The organism is Candidatus Kinetoplastibacterium galatii TCC219 (assembly GCF_000340905.1).
GTDB lineage: Bacteria > Pseudomonadota > Gammaproteobacteria > Burkholderiales > Burkholderiaceae_B > Kinetoplastidibacterium > Kinetoplastidibacterium galati.
In genome coordinates this window covers 149,282-167,110 of the sequence record NC_020284.1, presented here as the reverse complement: position 1 = coordinate 167,110, position 17,829 = coordinate 149,282, and the positions used below count along the sequence as shown (strand labels likewise).

At 33.9% G+C, this 17,829-nt stretch carries 13 protein-coding genes and 1 other RNA gene; 2 read left to right on the top strand and 12 right to left on the bottom strand.

Annotated features, from left to right (window positions below; translation table 11 throughout):
* Positions 1 to 56: 56 nt before the first annotated feature.
* The 4 genes from glmM to ST1E_RS00765 form a co-directional block, all read right to left on the bottom strand.
* Positions 57 to 1,406 (bottom strand): phosphoglucosamine mutase, encoded by a 1,350-nt coding sequence (glmM, locus tag ST1E_RS00780; protein WP_015389354.1) that lies wholly within the window; start codon positions 1,404 to 1,406, stop codon positions 57 to 59.
* Complete coding sequence (gene folP, locus ST1E_RS00775) at positions 1,393 to 2,247, bottom strand: dihydropteroate synthase (RefSeq protein ID WP_015389353.1); 855 nt, start codon at positions 2,245 to 2,247, stop codon at positions 1,393 to 1,395. Before folP ends, glmM begins: the two co-directional genes overlap by 14 nt.
* Positions 2,248 to 2,278: 31 nt before the next feature.
* Complete coding sequence (gene ftsH, locus ST1E_RS00770; protein ID WP_148283606.1) at positions 2,279 to 4,084, bottom strand: ATP-dependent zinc metalloprotease FtsH; 1,806 nt, start codon at positions 4,082 to 4,084, stop codon at positions 2,279 to 2,281.
* 188 nt (positions 4,085 to 4,272) lie between these two features.
* The gene (locus ST1E_RS00765) at positions 4,273 to 4,908 is read right to left on the bottom strand and encodes an RlmE family RNA methyltransferase (protein ID WP_015389351.1); all 636 of its coding nucleotides are present in this window, start codon (positions 4,906 to 4,908) and stop codon (positions 4,273 to 4,275) included.
* Between the two features lie 20 nt (positions 4,909 to 4,928).
* Here ST1E_RS00765 and ST1E_RS00760 point away from each other — a divergent pair, with 20 nt between their 5' ends.
* A complete protein-coding gene (locus ST1E_RS00760) occupies positions 4,929 to 5,219 on the top strand; it encodes a YhbY family RNA-binding protein (RefSeq protein WP_015389350.1) in 291 nt (96 codons plus the stop codon).
* Positions 5,220 to 5,307: 88 nt separating this feature from the next.
* Here ST1E_RS00760 and greA read toward each other — a convergent pair whose 3' ends face one another.
* The 3 genes from greA to carA form a co-directional block, all read right to left on the bottom strand.
* On the bottom strand, positions 5,308 to 5,784 hold the full coding sequence (gene greA / locus ST1E_RS00755; protein WP_015389349.1) for a transcription elongation factor GreA: 477 nt from the start codon (positions 5,782 to 5,784) through the stop codon (positions 5,308 to 5,310).
* 202 nt (positions 5,785 to 5,986) lie between these two features.
* Positions 5,987 to 9,226: a carbamoyl-phosphate synthase large subunit gene (gene carB, locus ST1E_RS00750; protein WP_015389348.1), complete on the bottom strand. Its 3,240-nt coding sequence runs from the start codon at positions 9,224 to 9,226 to the stop codon at positions 5,987 to 5,989.
* A gap of 10 nt (positions 9,227 to 9,236) precedes the next feature.
* Positions 9,237 to 10,388, bottom strand: coding sequence for a glutamine-hydrolyzing carbamoyl-phosphate synthase small subunit (gene carA, locus ST1E_RS00745; protein WP_015389347.1), 1,152 nt, complete (start codon positions 10,386 to 10,388; stop codon positions 9,237 to 9,239).
* Between the two features lie 141 nt (positions 10,389 to 10,529).
* Here carA and tal point away from each other — a divergent pair, with 141 nt between their 5' ends.
* A complete protein-coding gene (tal, locus tag ST1E_RS00740) occupies positions 10,530 to 11,483 on the top strand; it encodes a transaldolase (protein ID WP_015389346.1) in 954 nt (317 codons plus the stop codon).
* A gap of 75 nt (positions 11,484 to 11,558) precedes the next feature.
* Here tal and recR read toward each other — a convergent pair whose 3' ends face one another.
* From recR to ST1E_RS00720, 5 genes are all read right to left on the bottom strand, one after another.
* Entirely contained in the window at positions 11,559 to 12,173 is a 615-nt protein-coding gene (gene recR, locus ST1E_RS00735) for a recombination mediator RecR (RefSeq protein WP_015389345.1), read from the bottom strand.
* 11 nt (positions 12,174 to 12,184) lie between these two features.
* Entirely contained in the window at positions 12,185 to 12,508 is a 324-nt protein-coding gene (locus ST1E_RS00730) for a YbaB/EbfC family nucleoid-associated protein (protein ID WP_015389344.1), read from the bottom strand.
* A 31-nt stretch (positions 12,509 to 12,539) separates the two neighbouring features.
* Positions 12,540 to 14,243, bottom strand: coding sequence for a DNA polymerase III subunit gamma/tau (gene dnaX / locus ST1E_RS00725; RefSeq protein WP_015389343.1), 1,704 nt, complete (start codon positions 14,241 to 14,243; stop codon positions 12,540 to 12,542).
* A gap of 74 nt (positions 14,244 to 14,317) precedes the next feature.
* Positions 14,318 to 14,415: signal recognition particle sRNA small type (gene ffs, locus ST1E_RS03890), an RNA gene on the bottom strand.
* 68 nt (positions 14,416 to 14,483) lie between these two features.
* Positions 14,484 to 17,822, bottom strand: a complete 3,339-nt coding sequence (locus ST1E_RS00720; RefSeq protein WP_015389342.1) for a UvrD-helicase domain-containing protein — start codon at positions 17,820 to 17,822, stop codon at positions 14,484 to 14,486.
* Between the last annotated feature and the right edge of the window lie 7 nt (positions 17,823 to 17,829).

The window sequence follows — 17,829 nt, the reverse complement described above, 5'->3', positions numbered from 1 at the left end:
TTAAAGAGTTAGAATAACAATAAGAGAAAAACCATAAAAAGCAAAATAGATATTTTCTAAATATGAACACTAGACATAATATCTTTACTATATTTTTTGGCTATATCAAAACTTTTAGCTTCCACCATTATTCTTAGAACTGCCTCTGTTCCTGATTTTCTGATTAATACCCTTCCATTCCCAGACAGTAAATTCTTAGCTCTGAGATAAGCAGATACTAGACTTCTGCAATCTTTCCAATCCTTTCTCACGTCCCAATTGATGTTGTTAATAACCTGAGGATACATATTAATATCTTTCAACAAATATGATAGATTCTTTGTTCTAAAACTAACCATGGCTGATAAAACTTGTACGGCAGCAATAATTCCATCACCTGTTGTATGACGATCTAAGCACAATAAATGCCCTGAGCTTTCTCCTCCATATAGCCATCCTCTCTTGCGCATTTGTTCATATACACATCTATCTCCGATATTCGCTCGATCAAATCCAATTCCTAGCCTACTCATTGCCAACTCAAAACCATAGTTTGTCATATGAGTCCCGACAACTCCTTTAATCTTATCAGATCTTAGCCTATCTTTGATTATGACATACAATAACTCATCACCATTGAAAATATTACCATTATGGTCCACCATTTGTACACGATCAGCATCGCCATCAAAAGCTATACCCAAATGCGATTTAGTTCTTTTAACTTCTTTTATTAACAATTCTGGAAAAGAAGACCCAACATTATCATTAATATTAATCCCATTTGGTTTAGATCCCACCATAAAAACTGAAGCACCTAACTCCGTAAAAAGACGTGGAGCAATCTTGTAAGCTGCACCATTTGCAGAATCTATTACTATCTTAAATCCATTAAGATTAATATCATTTATAAAAGTACTCTTACAAAAATCAAGATAAATATCACATGCGTTTTGAATAAAATCTATTCTTCCAAATTTTCTTCTATCTGAGTAAATAGTTTGTTTTTCTATGTATAGCTCTATATTAGATTCATCTTTTTCTGATAATTTAGTTCCATGAGAAGAGAAAAATTTTACTCCATTATAATTATAAGGATTATGAGAGGCACTAACCATGATGCCTCCGTCAGCATCAAAATGCTTTACTAAATATGCTATGGCTGGAGTGGGAATAGCATCTGAACAAACATCAAGTATATTTACACCAGCTGCAAGTAAACCAGTTTTAACAGCTGAGGATAACATAGGTCCTGAAGACCTAGTATCCATCCCTATTACTATAAAACATTCTTTATTTTTTATTTTTTCTGAGAAAAAGATTCCTGCTGCGTATCCCACCCTAAAAAGAAAATCATGATTCATATTACAACTGCCAATTATTCCACGAATCCCATCTGTACCAAAATATTTTCTATCCTGCTTCATGGGTATATGAACCTTGTTTTATAGCGTTGAGAATCTTTAGTGAATCAACTGTCTCTGCCACATCATGAACTCTGACTATATTTGCCCCATACATAACTGAAATTAAGGCACAAGATACACTAGCACACAATCGCTCGGATACTGATCGATCAACTAATTTACCAATCATGGATTTCCTTGAGGCTCCAATCATTAACGGACAGGAAAACACTTTTAATTTCTCAAGCTGATTGATTAAATAGTAATTTTGCTCTATGGTTTTACCAAAACCCAAACCAGGATCCAATACTATTCTATCTTTAATGTTAGAGTTGTATTTTAAAAGCCTATTCAGCTGTTTCGTAAAGAAAATATTAGCCTCTCTAACAACATTCATATCAGGAAAGCAATTATGCATATTATTGATATCACCATTCATGTACATGACACATAGCCCACAATTTGATGATGATACTGTTTCCAATGATCCAGGCAAAGTAAAACCACAAATATCATTTATCATGTCTACATTCATGTCAATTACAGACTTCATAACATCTGGTTTATAAGTATCTACAGACAAAGGAACGCCACAATCCTTTAATGACTCGATCAATGGCAATAAGCGCTTTAATTCTTCAGAAGTAGATACTCTATCAGAACCAGGACGGCTAGATTCTCCACCTATATCTAGAATGTCAACACCGTCATCAATCATTTTATATGCGTGTTCTATGGCAGCATCAATTGAGGAATAGGCTCCTCCATCTGAAAATGAATCAGGAGTAACATTAATTATTCCCATAACAATTGGCCGATTTAAGGAAAACTCAAAACGACCACATTGAAATTTTTTATCCATAACTAATAATTTACCATTTCTCTATCAATATTTAATCTTTTCTTTGAAAATTTCTAGAAACTATATTCTCTATTTGATCAGAATCAATAGTCTCATATTCTAGTAAACTTTCGGCCATATTCTCTATAATATCTTTGTTAGATTCTATAATATTACGAGCAACAGAATATTGCTCATCAATAATTCTCCTTATCTCAGAATCAACTTTTTGCATGGTTGCTTCAGACATATGTATAGTCTTAGTCACACTTCTTCCCAGAAAAACTTCATTTTCATTTTCTGCATAAACCATAGGACCGAGTTCTTTTGTCATGCCGTATCTGGTTACTATGTCTCTAGCAATATTAGTAGCCCTTTCAAAATCATTAGAGGCGCCAGTAGTCATTTGATTCATGAATATTTCTTCTGCGATTCTACCACCAAAAAGAACAGCAATCATATTCAATAATCTTTCTCTATCCATGCTATATCTGTCCTTCTCAGGCAATTGCATAGTTACTCCAAGAGCCATGCCCCTAGGCACTATAGTTACCTTATGAACCGGGTCTGTTTTAGGTAACATTTTTGCTACAACAGCATGACCAGACTCATGATATGCAGTATTACGCCTTTCTTCCTCAGGCATAACTACTGATCGCCTCTCTGCCCCCATAACTAATTTATCCTTAGCTTTCTCGAAATCAGACATATCAACAACACGACCATTACGTCTAGCTGCAAATAAAGCAGCCTCATTTACTAAATTAGCAAGGTCAGCTCCAGAAAATCCAGGAGTTCCTCTAGCTAATATATTAGAACTAACATTATCTGATAATGGTACTTTGCGCATATGAACATTAAGTATTTGTTCACGACCTTTTATATCAGGTAATGAAACCACAACTTGGCGGTCAAAACGCCCAGGGCGCAATAAAGCAGGATCTAGTATGTCTGGCCTATTTGTAGCAGCTATTACAACAACACCTTGACCAGCTTCAAATCCATCCATCTCAACTAACATTTGATTTAAAGTTTGTTCACGCTCATCGTTTCCCCCACCAACTCCAGCACCACGCTGACGTCCAACAGCATCTATCTCGTCTATAAAAATAATACAAGGTGAATTTTTCTTAGCATTCTCAAACATATCTCTCACACGAGAAGCCCCAACCCCAACAAACATTTCAACAAAATCTGATCCAGAAATACTAAAGAAAGGAACATTAGCTTCCCCAGCAACGGCTCTAGCCAATAAAGTCTTCCCTGTTCCTGGTGAACCAACCATTAATACGCCTCTAGGTATTCTACCTCCAAGTTTCTGAAATCTTGATGGTTCTCTTAAAAAGTCTACTAGTTCTTGAACATCTTCTTTAGCCTCATCGCATCCAGCAACATCTGCGAATGTTGTCCTATTATTAGATTCCTCAAGCATCTTGGCTCTTGATTTACCAAAACTAAAAGCCCCTCCACGTCCTCCACCTTGCATTTGCCTCATAAAAAAAACCCAAACACCTATTAAAAGAAGCATAGGAAACCATGATATAAAAACATTGGCTAAAAATGAAGGTTCTTCTCGTGGTTTTCCTATAACTTGAACTCCATGTTTCAGTAAATCAGAAACCATCCATAAATCGCCTGGTGATATTAATGAGTAAAAACGATTGTTATCAGACAAAACCCTTAATACATCACCCTGAACTTCTACTCTCTTAATGTGACCATCTCTGACATCATCCATAAATTGTGTATATGTATAATGATCTTGAAATCTATTGCTTCCATCAAAATGTTTAAATATGCTAAAAAGCGCCAGGGCAATCCCTACCCAAACAGCAATTTTTGAAAAAGAACTATCCAAAGCTAAGCTCCCGCCTTCAATTTTTATCAAGACTATATAATTTGGATATAGTCAAAAAATTATTAATTTCAACCTCTAAATTCTAAAAAGAACAAGCCACTGCTTTTAAAGATAAAAAATTAATAACATGTATATTTTATTACATTAAATTGTAATTTAAACATAATTCATGAATCTTAAAAATAAGTTTACTTTAGGTTACGAGCTATCAGGAATGTTTCTGATGACTTATATCTTGAGGACTTAGGTTTAAATTCTAGAACTCTTTTAAAAAACTTTTTATACAAATAAACGATCTGTGAAAAGCCACTACCATGAAAAGACTTTGTTATAATAACACCATTTTTCTTAAGATGTTTAACAGCAAAATCAAGAGCAAGTTCACATACATGACATATACGCACAGAATCAATATCTCTTATACCTGATAGGTTGGGGGCCATATCAGAAATTACAATATCAACCAACCTATTTGATAATATTTTTTCTAATTTATCAATAATATCTTGATCACGAAAATCACCTTGTATAAACTCTACACCAGGAATTGGATCCATAGGCAAGAGGTCAAGTGCTATTATGTGGTTATTTAATGAACTATTGGGCTTATTTAATCTCTCATGCATAACTTGAGACCAACTTCCTGGAGAAGCTCCTAGATCTACCACTATGGTCCCATTATGAAACGATAAATTTTCTGTCTCTAATAGTTCTATCAATTTAAAGGCTGCTCTAGAGCGATAGCCTTTCTGTTGTGCTAATTTGACATATGGATCATTTATATGTTGATTGATCCATTTTTTTGAAGATTTATAATTGGCCATTATTTCATAAAATTTTAAATATGTATAACACAAAAAACACAGAAACAAAAAATCAAAAACACAATAAATTAAAAATCACTTCACATAAATTAAAACCTATTGTAACAATTAGCTATAAAGGTTTTACTTTGCCAGTTCACAAGGAGATTGATGTTGCATTAAAAGCACATGAATTAATAAAAATAAAAATAAATAAAAAAGAAAAAATAGAAAGAGAGGAAATAATAAATAAAATTTGCAATGATCTTAATTGTACGCTAATTAAAAGTATAGGTAGGATAATAGTTATCTATAGGGAAAATATAGAATAGAAATCAAAAATAAAGCAAATTTCTTAACCAAAGAATATATTCAAGCAGATAATATTCAAAAGGTTAAGAATTTATCTTATGTTTGAGATCAAATATAAGACACGCTTACAATCTCATATTCATAATTCCCTGAAGGAGCTTTCACCTCAATAATATCCCCTTCTTCTTTTCCTATCATGGCTCGTGCCATTGGGCTAGATATGGATATAAGTCCAGATTTTATATCTGCTTCCATATCACCAACAATCTGATATGAAAAAAAATTACCTGAGTTTAATTCCTCCAGCCTAACTGTAGCACCAAAAACTATGCGGCCATCATTATCTACAGATAATGGATCTATTATCTGAGCATTAAATAAAATATTTTCAATTTTAGCGATCCTATTTTCTATAAACCCTTGTCTCTCACGAGCAGCATCATATTCAGCATTCTCTGATAAATCACCATGCGAACGAGCTTCTGCAATAGCTTCTATTATATTAGGTCGTTCTATAGTTTTTAAATGGTGTAATTCCTCACCTAAACGCTTTGATCCTCTAACAGTTAGGGGAATAGAAGACATACTTTTTCTCCTAAACAATAAACAGTAGTAACAACTAAATAAAAGTTAATTAATATTTATATGTTGATTGATAAAACAAAACCCCGACTTTATGAGTCGGGGTATAGTAACCTATAATTATCTATAATATATAAGATAATTGCAAGCTTGAAAAACTAACTTATAACTAATATATTAAAAAATACTAATAATTAATATAAAATCACTTGCGTAAAGAATCATGTATTTCTTGTAGTGAGTAAACCTTCAAGCCCTCTTCATTACGCAAATACTGCATTCCATCAACAGCAGCTCTAGCACCAGCTATGGTAGTAAAACATACTACACGATTGGCCAAAGATTGCACCCTGATAGTTTTAGAATCCACTATAGCATTACGTCTTTCTTCCACTGTATTGATAACTAAAACTATTTCACCATTACGTATCATGTCTACTATGTTCGGACGGCCCTCATTAACTTTATTTACTTCCCTAACCTTAACTCCTGCAGACATAAGTCTGGCAGCAGTTCCTTTAGTAGCTACTAAATGAAATCCTAATGATTGTAATCCTTTTGCTACATCTATTGCCAATAATTTGTCTTGATCTTTGACGCTAATAAAAACCGTTCCAGTTTCAGGCAAACGAACACCTGCTCCCAATTGAGCCTTAACAAACGCCTCAGCAAAAGTCTTACCAATACCCATAACCTCGCCAGTAGATTTCATTTCTGGACCAAGTATTGTATCTACACCAGGAAACTTAACAAATGGAAATACAGCTTCCTTAACAGAAAAATAAGATGATTTCACTTCCTCAATAACATTTTGAGATGTTAAGCTAACTCCAGCCATAACCAATGCAGCTACCTTCGCTAATTGCAATCCAGTAGCTTTTGAAACATAAGGGATAGTACGAGAAGCTCTAGGGTTAACCTCTAAAACATATATATCACCATCCTGAACAGCAAATTGAGTGTTCATAAGACCCTTAACGTTCAAAGACTTAGCAATCAACCTTGTCTGACGCTTTATCTCATCAACTATATCAGTAGATAGGGAATAAGGTGGTATACTGCAAGCTGAATCTCCAGAATGGACGCCAGCTTGCTCTATATGCTCCATAACTCCACCAACAAAAACATCTTCTCCATCAGCTAAGCAGTCTACATCAACCTCAGTAGCATTATTTAAAAAACTATCTAATAATACTGGAGAGTCGTTACTAACTTTTACAGCTTCTCTCATGTATCTTTCAAGATCTTTTTGCTCATGAACTATCTCCATAGCTCTGCCACCAAGCACATAGCTAGGGCGTACTACTAAAGGATAACCAATTTCAGCAGCTAAGGACAAAGCCTCTACCTCTGTACGAGCCGTACGATTAGATGGTTGACGCAAACCAATTTTCGCTAGCAACTTCTGAAAACGCTCACGATCTTCTGCGATATCTATACTTTCGGGACTAGTTCCTATTATTGGAACTCCATTTGCTTCTAGAGCACGTGCTAATTTTAATGGTGTTTGTCCCCCATATTGCACAATCGTACCTACAGGATTTTCTTTATAAACTATCTCTAGCACATCCTCTAATGTCAAGGGTTCAAAGTATAGTCTATCTGATGTGTCATAATCAGTAGAAACAGTTTCTGGGTTGCAGTTTATCATTATAGTTTCATAGCCATGCTCTCTAAGAGCTAGTGAAGCGTGAACGCAACAATAATCAAACTCTATGCCTTGACCTATTCTATTAGGACCGCCACCAAGTATTATAATTTTCTTCTTATTAGAAGGATTAGACTCACATTCTTCCTCATATGTTGAGTACATATAAGCTGTATTAGTTGGAAATTCTGCAGCACAAGTATCAACACGTTTATAAACAGGTCTAATATTAAAGCTATGACGTAGCTTGCGTACCTCTAACTCAGAAGAGTCCAATAAAAATGCCAAACGAGCATCTGAGAAACCATGACGTTTTAATTCTAATAAAGTATCATGGTCTATATCAGAAAGAGTTTTTTTCTCAAGAGCTAATTCAATATCAACTATTTCTTTTATCTGAGACAAAAACCAAACATCTATTTTAGTTAGAGCATAAACTTCATCAATAGTGAACTTTTTGGCAAAAGCATCCCCAACATACCATATTCTTTCTGGTCCAGGAGCACCTAGTTCTACTTGCAAGGTTTCCCTATCCAATGTCTTCTGATTCAGGCCGTCGACACCAACCTCTAGTCCTCGCAAAGCTTTTTGAAACGACTCTTGAAATGTCCTTCCTATTGCCATAACCTCACCAACAGATTTCATCTGTGTTGTCAAACGAGAATCAGCTGTCGGAAATTTCTCAAAAGCAAAACGAGGAATTTTAGTTACAACATAATCAATAGATGGCTCAAATGAGGCTGGAGTTAATTTTCCAGTAATATCATTTTTCAATTCATCAAGCGTGAATCCTACGGCAAGTAATGCAGCAACCTTAGCAATTGGAAAACCAGTAGCCTTAGAAGCTAAAGCTGAAGATCTAGAAACTCGAGGATTCATCTCAATAACGACCATTCTTCCATTATCGGGATTAACTGCAAACTGAACGTTAGATCCACCAGTGTCAACACCTATCTCACGCAGCACTGCAATAGAAGCGCTACGCATTATCTGATATTCTTTATCTGTCAATGTCTGTGCAGGAGCCACAGTAATCGAGTCTCCTGTATGAACGCCCATTGGATCTAAATTTTCTATAGAGCAAACAATTATACAATTATCCGCCTTATCGCGAATAACCTCCATTTCGAACTCTTTCCATCCTAATAAGGATTCTTCAATCAATAGTTCACTAGTAGGAGAAGCCTCTAATCCACGTTTACATATATCTTCGAATTCATCAGAATTGTATGCAATACCACCTCCGGATCCACCCATAGTGAAGCTTGGACGAATAACAACAGGGAAACCAAAAGAGTCGTTATAAGCAGCAATACCTTTTTGAACACTCCATGCTTCTTCCATACTATGAGCTAGACCAGATCTAGCTGATTCAAGACCTATGTCAGTCATTGCTTGTTTGAATTTTTGACGATCTTCTGCTTTCTCAATAGCATGAGCATTTGCACCAATAAGCTCAATATTGTGCTTTTCCAATACACCATGACGCACCAAATCTAAAGCACAATTTAATGCTGTTTGACCACCCATAGTTGGTAATAAAGCATCTGGTTTTTCCTTTTCAATAATTTTTTCGACTGCTTGCCAAATTATTGGCTCTATATAAGTAACATCGGCAGTCTCTGGATCTGTCATTATAGTAGCAGGATTACTATTAACTAAAATAGTGCGATATCCTTCAGATTTAAGAGCCTTACAAGCTTGTGCTCCAGAATAATCAAACTCACAAGCCTGTCCTATAATAATTGGACCTGCTCCAATAATTAGAATACTTTTTAGGTCTGTACGCTTTGGCATTATGCAACCCTTATTTTCCTGAGCCCATAAGGCTAATAAACTTATCAAATAAAATCGCAATATCTACTGGTCCAGGACTAGCTTCAGGATGTCCCTGAAAACAAAATGCAGGACGATCTGACATGGCAAAACCCTGTAATGAACCATCAAATAAAGATACATGGGTAACGTAGGCATTATCAGGCAATGAGGCTGGATCAACTGCAAAACCATGATTTTGACTAGTGATAAAAACCCTCTTATTTTCTAGATCTTGAACTGGGTGATTAGCTCCATGATGACCTGTTTTCATTTTCATGGTTTTAGCGCCTACAGCTAATCCCATTATCTGATGGCCTAAACATATCCCAAATAAAGGAATCTTTTTTCTAGAAAAAAACCTGGTAGCTTCAATAGCATAAGTACAAGGCTCAGGATCTCCTGGTCCATTAGAGAGGAAAACTCCATCAGGACGTAACTTCATCACATCGGCAGCAGAAGTTTCTGCTGGAACTATTGTGACACGACATCCTCGGTCTACTAATAAGCGCAATATGTTAGTTTTTATTCCAAAATCATACGCAACCACATGAAATCTTAAATTACTTCCCTTGGCAAAACCATTACCTAAGGACCATAATCCTTCATTCCAATCTACGGATTTATCTATGGATACATCTTTTGCTAAGTCTTTACCTGACATTCCAGCAAAATTCCTAGCTAACTCCAATGCGCGATTTTCATCTTCACCAACCATTATACAAGCACCTTGAGAACCATTTTCTCTGATGATTCTGGTAAGTTTTCTTGTATCAATATCAGAAATCGCTACCACTCCATTCTTAATTAAATAATCAGGAAGCGATTGAGTAGCCCTGAAATTAGACATTCTATCCGTACAATTACGAATAACTAATCCTGAAATATTTATACGACTTGACTCTAAGTCCTCGTCATTAACACCAGTATTTCCTATGTGAGGATATGTAAGAGTAACTATTTGACCTCTGTAACTAGAGTCAGTCATAATCTCTTGATACCCGGTCATGGAAGTATTAAACACTATTTCGGCAACAGTATAGCCTGGCGCTCCTATGGATCTGCCTTTAAATACCTGACCACAAGATAAAGCCAACACTGCTGGAGATAATTTTTTTGTATTTTGAAAAATTTGAGACAGCACGATAAGTCCTGTTATTTTTTAGTATCGACAATCAATCATTACTGCTGTACATTGAAACCGTATGCACAGTGCTTTAAAATACTCTTATACAACTATATTATTATACATTTTACATTAACATCATTATTTATCAATAAAATTATGAGTACTTACCTTAATTCAATACAAAAACACACTATTATAGTTGCTGATTCTGGAGACTTCGAGAACATAAAATCCTTAAAACCTAAAGAAGCCACAACAAATCCTTCTCTTATACTAAAAGCTGCACAAAAAGAAGAATATAGGCATATTCTAAGAGATATAGTAGAAAAAAATAAAAACAAAGAAGTATCCACAATATCTGATTTGATAACTGTTGCATTTGGCAAAGAAATACTAAAAATTGTACCTGGTAGAGTTTCTACTGAAGTGGATGCTCGGCTATCTTTTAATACAATAGCTACAATTGAGAAAGCAAGATTGTTAATTCAATTATATGAATCATCTAACATACCAAGGGAAAGGGTTCTAATAAAAATTGCATCAACCTGGGAGGGTATCCAAGCAGCAAAGGTATTAGAATTAGAAGGAATTCACTGCAATCTAACTCTACTATTTTCTATGGCGCAAGCATTAGCTTGTGCACAAGCTAATGTAACATTGATTTCTCCATTTGTTGGTCGTATTTATGATTGGCATAAAAAAAATGATATTAATTGGAAGGAATCAGAAAGATCAAATAAGAATGATCCAGGTGTACAATCCGTAACCAAAATTTATAACTATTACAAATCCTTTGATATAAAAACTGAGATTATGGGAGCAAGTTTTAGAAATATAGGTCAAATAATATCGTTGTCTGGATGTGATCTGCTCACAATAAGCCCAGATCTCTTAAAACAGTTAAACTCACAAGAAGGAGAAGTACCCGTTAATTTAAAAATTGAAAATACTAGTAAAGAAGATAATGGTTATATAAATAATTTACCAGAGCACGAATTCAGATACATGTTGAATGAGGATGCTATGGCTAGCGACAAACTATCAGAAGGGATACGATTATTCGTTTTAGACTCAATGAAGCTAGATCAGATAATAACAAACATGATTTAACAAAACCAAACTACAAAACAAGTATTACAGCCCCAGAAGCACATATATGCATACTTGTTTTGTTATTAATAATTTTTAACCAACTTGTTTTCTTTCTAAAAGAGCCCAAGCTATTGTGCCAGTATCTATATACTCCAATTCACTACCAGCAGGCACTCCTCTAGCCAATCTTGTAGTTTTTATATCTTTATTAGAAAACATATCTATTAAAAATTGAGCCGTTGTTTCACCTTCAGCCGTAAAGCTAGTGGCTATAATGACTTCTTCAACAATCCCATCTTGCGCTCTATCTAAAACTCGATGGAAACTCAACTCTTTTGGACCTATGCCTTCTAGTGGAGAAACTCTGCCCATTAAGATGTAGTATAATCCTTTATAACTATGACTCGACTCTAAAGAATTTTGATCAGTAGGTGTCTCAACTATGCATAATAATTTTTTATCACGAAGCTGGTTTGAACATATATAACATAAATCATATTCAGTGAATCCATTACAACCTTTGCAATTACGTAAATTTTCCACAGCTTTAGTCAAAGAACTACTTAAAATGCTAGCGCCTTTTAGATCATGTTGTAGCAAATGATATGCAATCCTGCGGGCAGATCTAATGCCTATGCCTGGTAAACGTTTCAAAGAATTTATCAAATCGGTCATTAGTTCTGGCTCAAAACGATAGTTTTTGTCCATATTTAATAAATTTAAAAAGGAAATTTCATTCCATCAGGAAGAGGAAAACCTGATGTTGCAGTAGACACTTTTTCTTTAGAAACAGTATCTACTTTTCTTAGAGCATCATTTAAAGCAGCTACAACTAAATCTTCCAACATGTCCTTATCGTCAGACAATAAACTATCATCTATCTTAATGCTCTTCACGTCATGACGACAAGTAACGATAACTCTTACTAAGCCACCGCCAGAAGATCCCTCAACCTGGATATCAGCTAGTGTTTCTTGGATCTTTTTCATATTTTCCTGCACTTGCTGCGCTTGACGCATTAAACCAGCAATTTGATTTTTCATAAAAATAAAATACCTTATTAAGTTAAAGAAACTAATAATTTATAGAACATATAGTATCTTCCATAATCACACCATCCAAAAGACTAATTATACTTCTAATAAATTTATTATTATGAACAACTGCCTTTAATTTGGACTTTTTCAACTCCTCTTCCATATGAGAAATAGCGTGTGCTGTTTTATCTCCTGTAACATCTAATGTAACTACTAGATCAATAACTATGCCTAAATACTCGCATAGAATAGTTTTGAGACGCTTTTGTGTAGAATAACCAAACAAAGCTTTTGATGCTACTCTAATAAAGATCGATCTTCCATCAAAATCAATCCACTCACTGTGACGAGCTAGTTCTCCGGCAAGACCAGATACTGGTAATTTATTAACAAAATCACCCCAGGTATGGATCGACATAGTCTCTAGCAACTTAACAGAATCCGCACCATCATTCTTAATAGACTCCGATACTAATTTTTTACCGATATCAGTTACCGTATTGTAAATGTATTCTTCAGCGTTGGGTATGTCTGAATTAGAAGAATCATTATTTAACTCGTTAGTACTATTCACATCCGAATCATTGTTATTAATACTCAAACAAGATTTATCTGAATTGTTGCTAAAAACTCCATAGGCATCATTAATATTAGAACTACTAATTAGCGATATTAATCTAAATAAAACAACTATGAATCCATGATAACTATCAGGAGATTTTTCCAACTCAACAATACTATTCAAAGTTACTGAATATAATAAGGATATTAGATCAAAGGAAATTTGACTGACTATTTCCTTAATTTGCGCCATATCAAAAAAACTGTTATCGCCATCTAATGAAGGAACCTCCTTTATTATCATTAAATGAGATAGCATAAGAGCAAACTCAGATAAGACATTCTCATAAGATAAACCAGAAATTTCTATATCATTAGCTAACTTTATTATTTCTGATGAATTATGGGTTATTAAGGCCTCAAATATCTTAATTAAATGGTCTTTTTCAACCAATCCTAACATAGACATCAAAGATCTATCTGTAATATGCCCGTCACTATAAGATATAGCCTGATCTGTTAAAGACAGAGCATCACGCATTGATCCTTTAGCAAATCTAGCTATTATTGCGAGAGCAGAGCTATCATAACGAACTAACTCATTATTCAATATTTTTTCTAATAAGCCAGCTATTACTTTTGTAGACATTGGCCTTAAACTAAAATGCATGCAACGAGAGATTATCGTTATAGGTATTTTTTGAGGATCTGTGGTGGCTAAAATAAATTTAACATGATCAGGAGGATCTTCTAAAGTCTTCAGCATTGAATTGAAGGCATGTCCAGTAAGCATATGGACCTCATCTATTAGATAAACCTTATATCTTCCTAAGACTGGGGAATAGGTCACTTGATCTAATAAAACAGCCATATCTTCCACACCACGATTTGATGCAGCATCAATCTCTAAATAGTCTACTGAATTACCTTCATCAATTCCCATACAGGAAACACAAATGCCACATGGCTTAGAAGTAATTCCTTTTTCACAATTTAATGATTTTGCCAATATCCTGGCTAATGTTGTCTTCCCTACACCTCTGGTACCTGAGAATAGCCATGCATGATGTAAGCGTCTTGTATCTAAAGAATTAATCAAGGTATGAACAACATGATCTTGTCCTATAACATCACCGAATTTCCTAGGACGCCATTTTCTAGCTAGGGCCAAATAATTCATAGAATCAAACAACTAAAAAACTTATATTAATTATTAATTAAGTAGTTTCTTATAAATAGACAAAAGAAACAATACCCGGCGGGCCGATCTTAAACACTGATACACATGAATATGGCTGCTTTGTTCCCAACCTGACCAGGTTTATCACATCATCATGTAAAGACAGCCCGCCTTTTTTAATTCTATCAGAGTATAGGTATTTTATGCTAGTCATTAATCGTTAAGCTGATAATATATTTATCAAATATCTAATAGTATTTTATAGATAGGAGAGCACATAGCTGTATTTAGAGGTCTATCATCTATTAAACCGACATTATTACAAAAACTACTTAATTTATAGCTATAATTAGTTTTAATTCTATCTAAAAAATCTTCCATTCTCTCTTCTTTGCCAATTATGGACAAATCGTAGTCCACTGCTAACCACTTATTGCCTAAATCTAAAACAACATCCGCACTAAAAATAGAGCCTTTTCTATCAATAAAAGACACGTTCCTATAAGATTTTTTATAAGATAGTATCCATGTTCCAATATCGTTTTCTAAAAAATTTTCTATAACATCTACTATAAAAATAGCTGCTTCTTCAATGCCGTCACTAAAAAAATTATTTCTAAGTAATTGATTCTTTACTATAGGAAGGTATCTGTAAAATTTTGAGTAATTATTAATACTCGCCTTACCTATTTGAGCGAGCCAGTCAAGTATTAATTTATCTATGATATACTTGTTATTGTAATCATATTCCCAAAAATAATTCCATGAAGGATTGTCTGTATAATTAACTATGTTGTTAATATCATCACAAACAATCCTATTAATTAATCTAGTATTGCTATCTTTATGTCTAAAACTATCAGTAATATCTGTTGACAACGGAGGTTTATAATCTAAATTTCCCCATAACCTAATTAATAAACTGTCTGATGGTGGGGCGATAACTTTTTCTCCTTTTAAAAATACAGGTGAAATTATATGTATCCTATTTTTAGCCCTAGTGACAGCAACGTATATTAATCTATCTAATTCGTAATTGTCTCTTAATTTGTCTTTATACCAAAGATATTGTGCTATAGGATCAGGTGCATCATTTATCATAGACTTTACTGGAGAGAACAAAGCATTTCCAAAGCAATGATCAAATCTCATTATTGACTCATGATGTTTACTAGATGAATTATGAGTGCCATATAAAATTACATTATCAAACTGCAACCCCTTGGCCTTATGTATAGTCATAATTTCTACGAAAGGTTTGTCTACTTTAACATGATCTGATGTAATTAATAGTTTAGATATTTCTTCTTCAAGAATATCGACATCAATGTTTCCATAAGCAGATATTCTATCTATCAAACAAAGAACATTCTCTACATCATTTTCAGTATCTAGATCGTTATAAACATTAGATCCTTCAAGGAGATCCCACAAGTACCTAATCCAAGCTGAAAATGGAAATGAACCAGAATATTCTCTGTGCAGTAAAACATGAGCTATGCGTAGCAAGCGATTATATTCTGATACAGGTAATATTTTTTGCTCTTCTTCTCCCATAAAAAATCTTACATAATCAACAGAATCATTTATAATCGAACCCTGAGTGTCGAGTATTTTCCTTAAAATAATTGGAACCGGTGTTTTATGATCAGATCCAAATATTCTATGAAGAGTATCTAACTTTAACCCACAAAAAGGCGATCTCAATATTGATAACCAAGCTAATCTATCTCCTGGATGGATCATAGCTCTCACTAATTGGATCAAGTCAGAGACGATAGGTTTTTCTGATAATAATGTTATTTCAATGGCACGGAATGGTATTTTATTTTTAGATAAAATATTTACGAGATTACCTAAACTACTACGTGAATGCACCAATATCGCGGTTGATTCTCGGTCGTTGGTTTGAGAATTTTCTAAAATTTTACTAATAATTCGTATAGAAAATTCTTCTAACTCATTACATGTAATATCATTATTAGTAAACAAAGGATGAAAAGTAACTGCTTGATCATCTAATTTCTTATTAACAGGAATAGAAGGACTATAAGATATAGCCCCGATATTTTGATCATTATTGATGGGAAATAAGTTGCCAAAAACAGTATTGAACCAATTAACTAGATTTAACTGTGAACGAAAATTACTAACCAATTTTAAAAATATTGGCTTTATTTCACCAATACCATTCTCTACAACATTTAAGAATAATCCTACATCAGCGCCTCTGAATCTATATATGGATTGCATTGGATCACCAACTATAAAAATAGATTTACCGTAATTTTTCTGCCAGCCAGATGTTATAGTCTCTAGTAATTCAAAATGTGTGCGATTAGTATCCTGAAATTCATCTACTAAAACATGAGATATTTTAGAATCAATTTTTAAAAGAAGATCGCTCGGATTATTTTCTTTACCTAAAATAGCAACCGTTCTTTGGGAAATTTCTATAAAGTCCAACTCTTCTTGCTGACTAAACTTTAATAAAAGATTAGCAACTGATAATAATAGTACATTTGATTGGTTAGATAAAATAGTCCACTGATTTTCTGTAATAGAGTAAGGAGCATGACGCAACATTGTTAAATAAAATATCCAACAATCATTATCCCTAATATTCATCAACCAATCAGAAAAAATCTTTCTATGAGATGTTCCAGCAGGAAAACCATTTTTTCTATTTAATCCTTTTGGACTTCGCAATGTATTTTGTGAGGTAAGAAAAATTAAGGATAATGCTTTTATTTTCTTTAAACTATTTATATTTGGCTCTAAATAACAATCCCAGTCTAAAAGACTGACTAAAATACTACTATTATTATCTTCACAAATAATGCTAGAAGCCATCCTTATAGGATACTGTAAATCTTTCATCCAATTAACAGGCATTAATGAGAGTAGCTTTTTTATATCTCTTTCTAGAATAGATTGTAATTCTTTTTGCAATAATTCTTTGCTGGAAATATATCTTAACACAGGTAACCATTGATCACGTTTAGATAGCATATCAGCTATGTAATCTACTACTAATTTTATGTTAACATCCAAATAAGAAATTAAAGAACGAATACATGGATAATCATCTGCCAAATTTACCGTAGAAAATGCTGCCTCTTTATAATATTTTCTAGCATCTTTGACTATATTTGTTGTACTGCCGATTTCTGACAACCAAGGAAAACTTGATATCAGACTAAAACATAACGAATCAAAGGTTTTGATATTTATTCTTTCTGGATGTTTTAAAAGGTCCCAGCCTAACAAAGTATCTCTTTCTAGTGCTAATTTTGATAATTTCCATGAGATTATATCAGCAGAATTGTATGGTATACTGCGCAGTCCAAGTTTTAATTTTTCTATAACCCGTTCACGCATTTCTAACGCAGCTTTTCTTGTAAACGTTATTGCTAATATTTCTTCAGGCTTTGATACGACAACAAGTAAAGACAAAATTCTATTAGTCAAAAGCTCGGTTTTTCCAGAGCCAGCAGGGGCTTGAATTATAAATGATTCCAATGGATCCAACGCCCTATCTCTAATACCATCATCACCTAAAAAACAATAGTTATGCATAAAAATG

Excerpts from the sequence above, each read along its gene's own strand:
- ST1E_RS00720 (WP_015389342.1), bottom strand. The coding sequence starts at position 17,822 with ATGCATAACTATTGTTTTTTAGGTGATGATGGTATTAGAGATAGGGCG.
- carB (WP_015389348.1), bottom strand. The coding sequence starts at position 9,226 with ATGCCAAAGCGTACAGACCTAAAAAGTATTCTAATTATTGGAGCAGGT.
- tal (WP_015389346.1), top strand. The coding sequence starts at position 10,530 with ATGAGTACTTACCTTAATTCAATACAAAAACACACTATTATAGTTGCT.
- dnaX (WP_015389343.1), bottom strand. The coding sequence starts at position 14,243 with ATGAATTATTTGGCCCTAGCTAGAAAATGGCGTCCTAGGAAATTCGGT.
- ST1E_RS00765 (WP_015389351.1), bottom strand. The coding sequence starts at position 4,908 with ATGGCCAATTATAAATCTTCAAAAAAATGGATCAATCAACATATAAAT.
- greA (WP_015389349.1), bottom strand. The coding sequence starts at position 5,784 with ATGTCTTCTATTCCCCTAACTGTTAGAGGATCAAAGCGTTTAGGTGAG.
- ST1E_RS00760 (WP_015389350.1), top strand. The coding sequence starts at position 4,929 with ATGTATAACACAAAAAACACAGAAACAAAAAATCAAAAACACAATAAA.
- folP (WP_015389353.1), bottom strand. The coding sequence starts at position 2,247 with ATGGATAAAAAATTTCAATGTGGTCGTTTTGAGTTTTCCTTAAATCGG.
- glmM (WP_015389354.1), bottom strand. The coding sequence starts at position 1,406 with ATGAAGCAGGATAGAAAATATTTTGGTACAGATGGGATTCGTGGAATA.
- ST1E_RS00730 (WP_015389344.1), bottom strand. The coding sequence starts at position 12,508 with ATGAAAAATCAAATTGCTGGTTTAATGCGTCAAGCGCAGCAAGTGCAG.
- recR (WP_015389345.1), bottom strand. The coding sequence starts at position 12,173 with ATGGACAAAAACTATCGTTTTGAGCCAGAACTAATGACCGATTTGATA.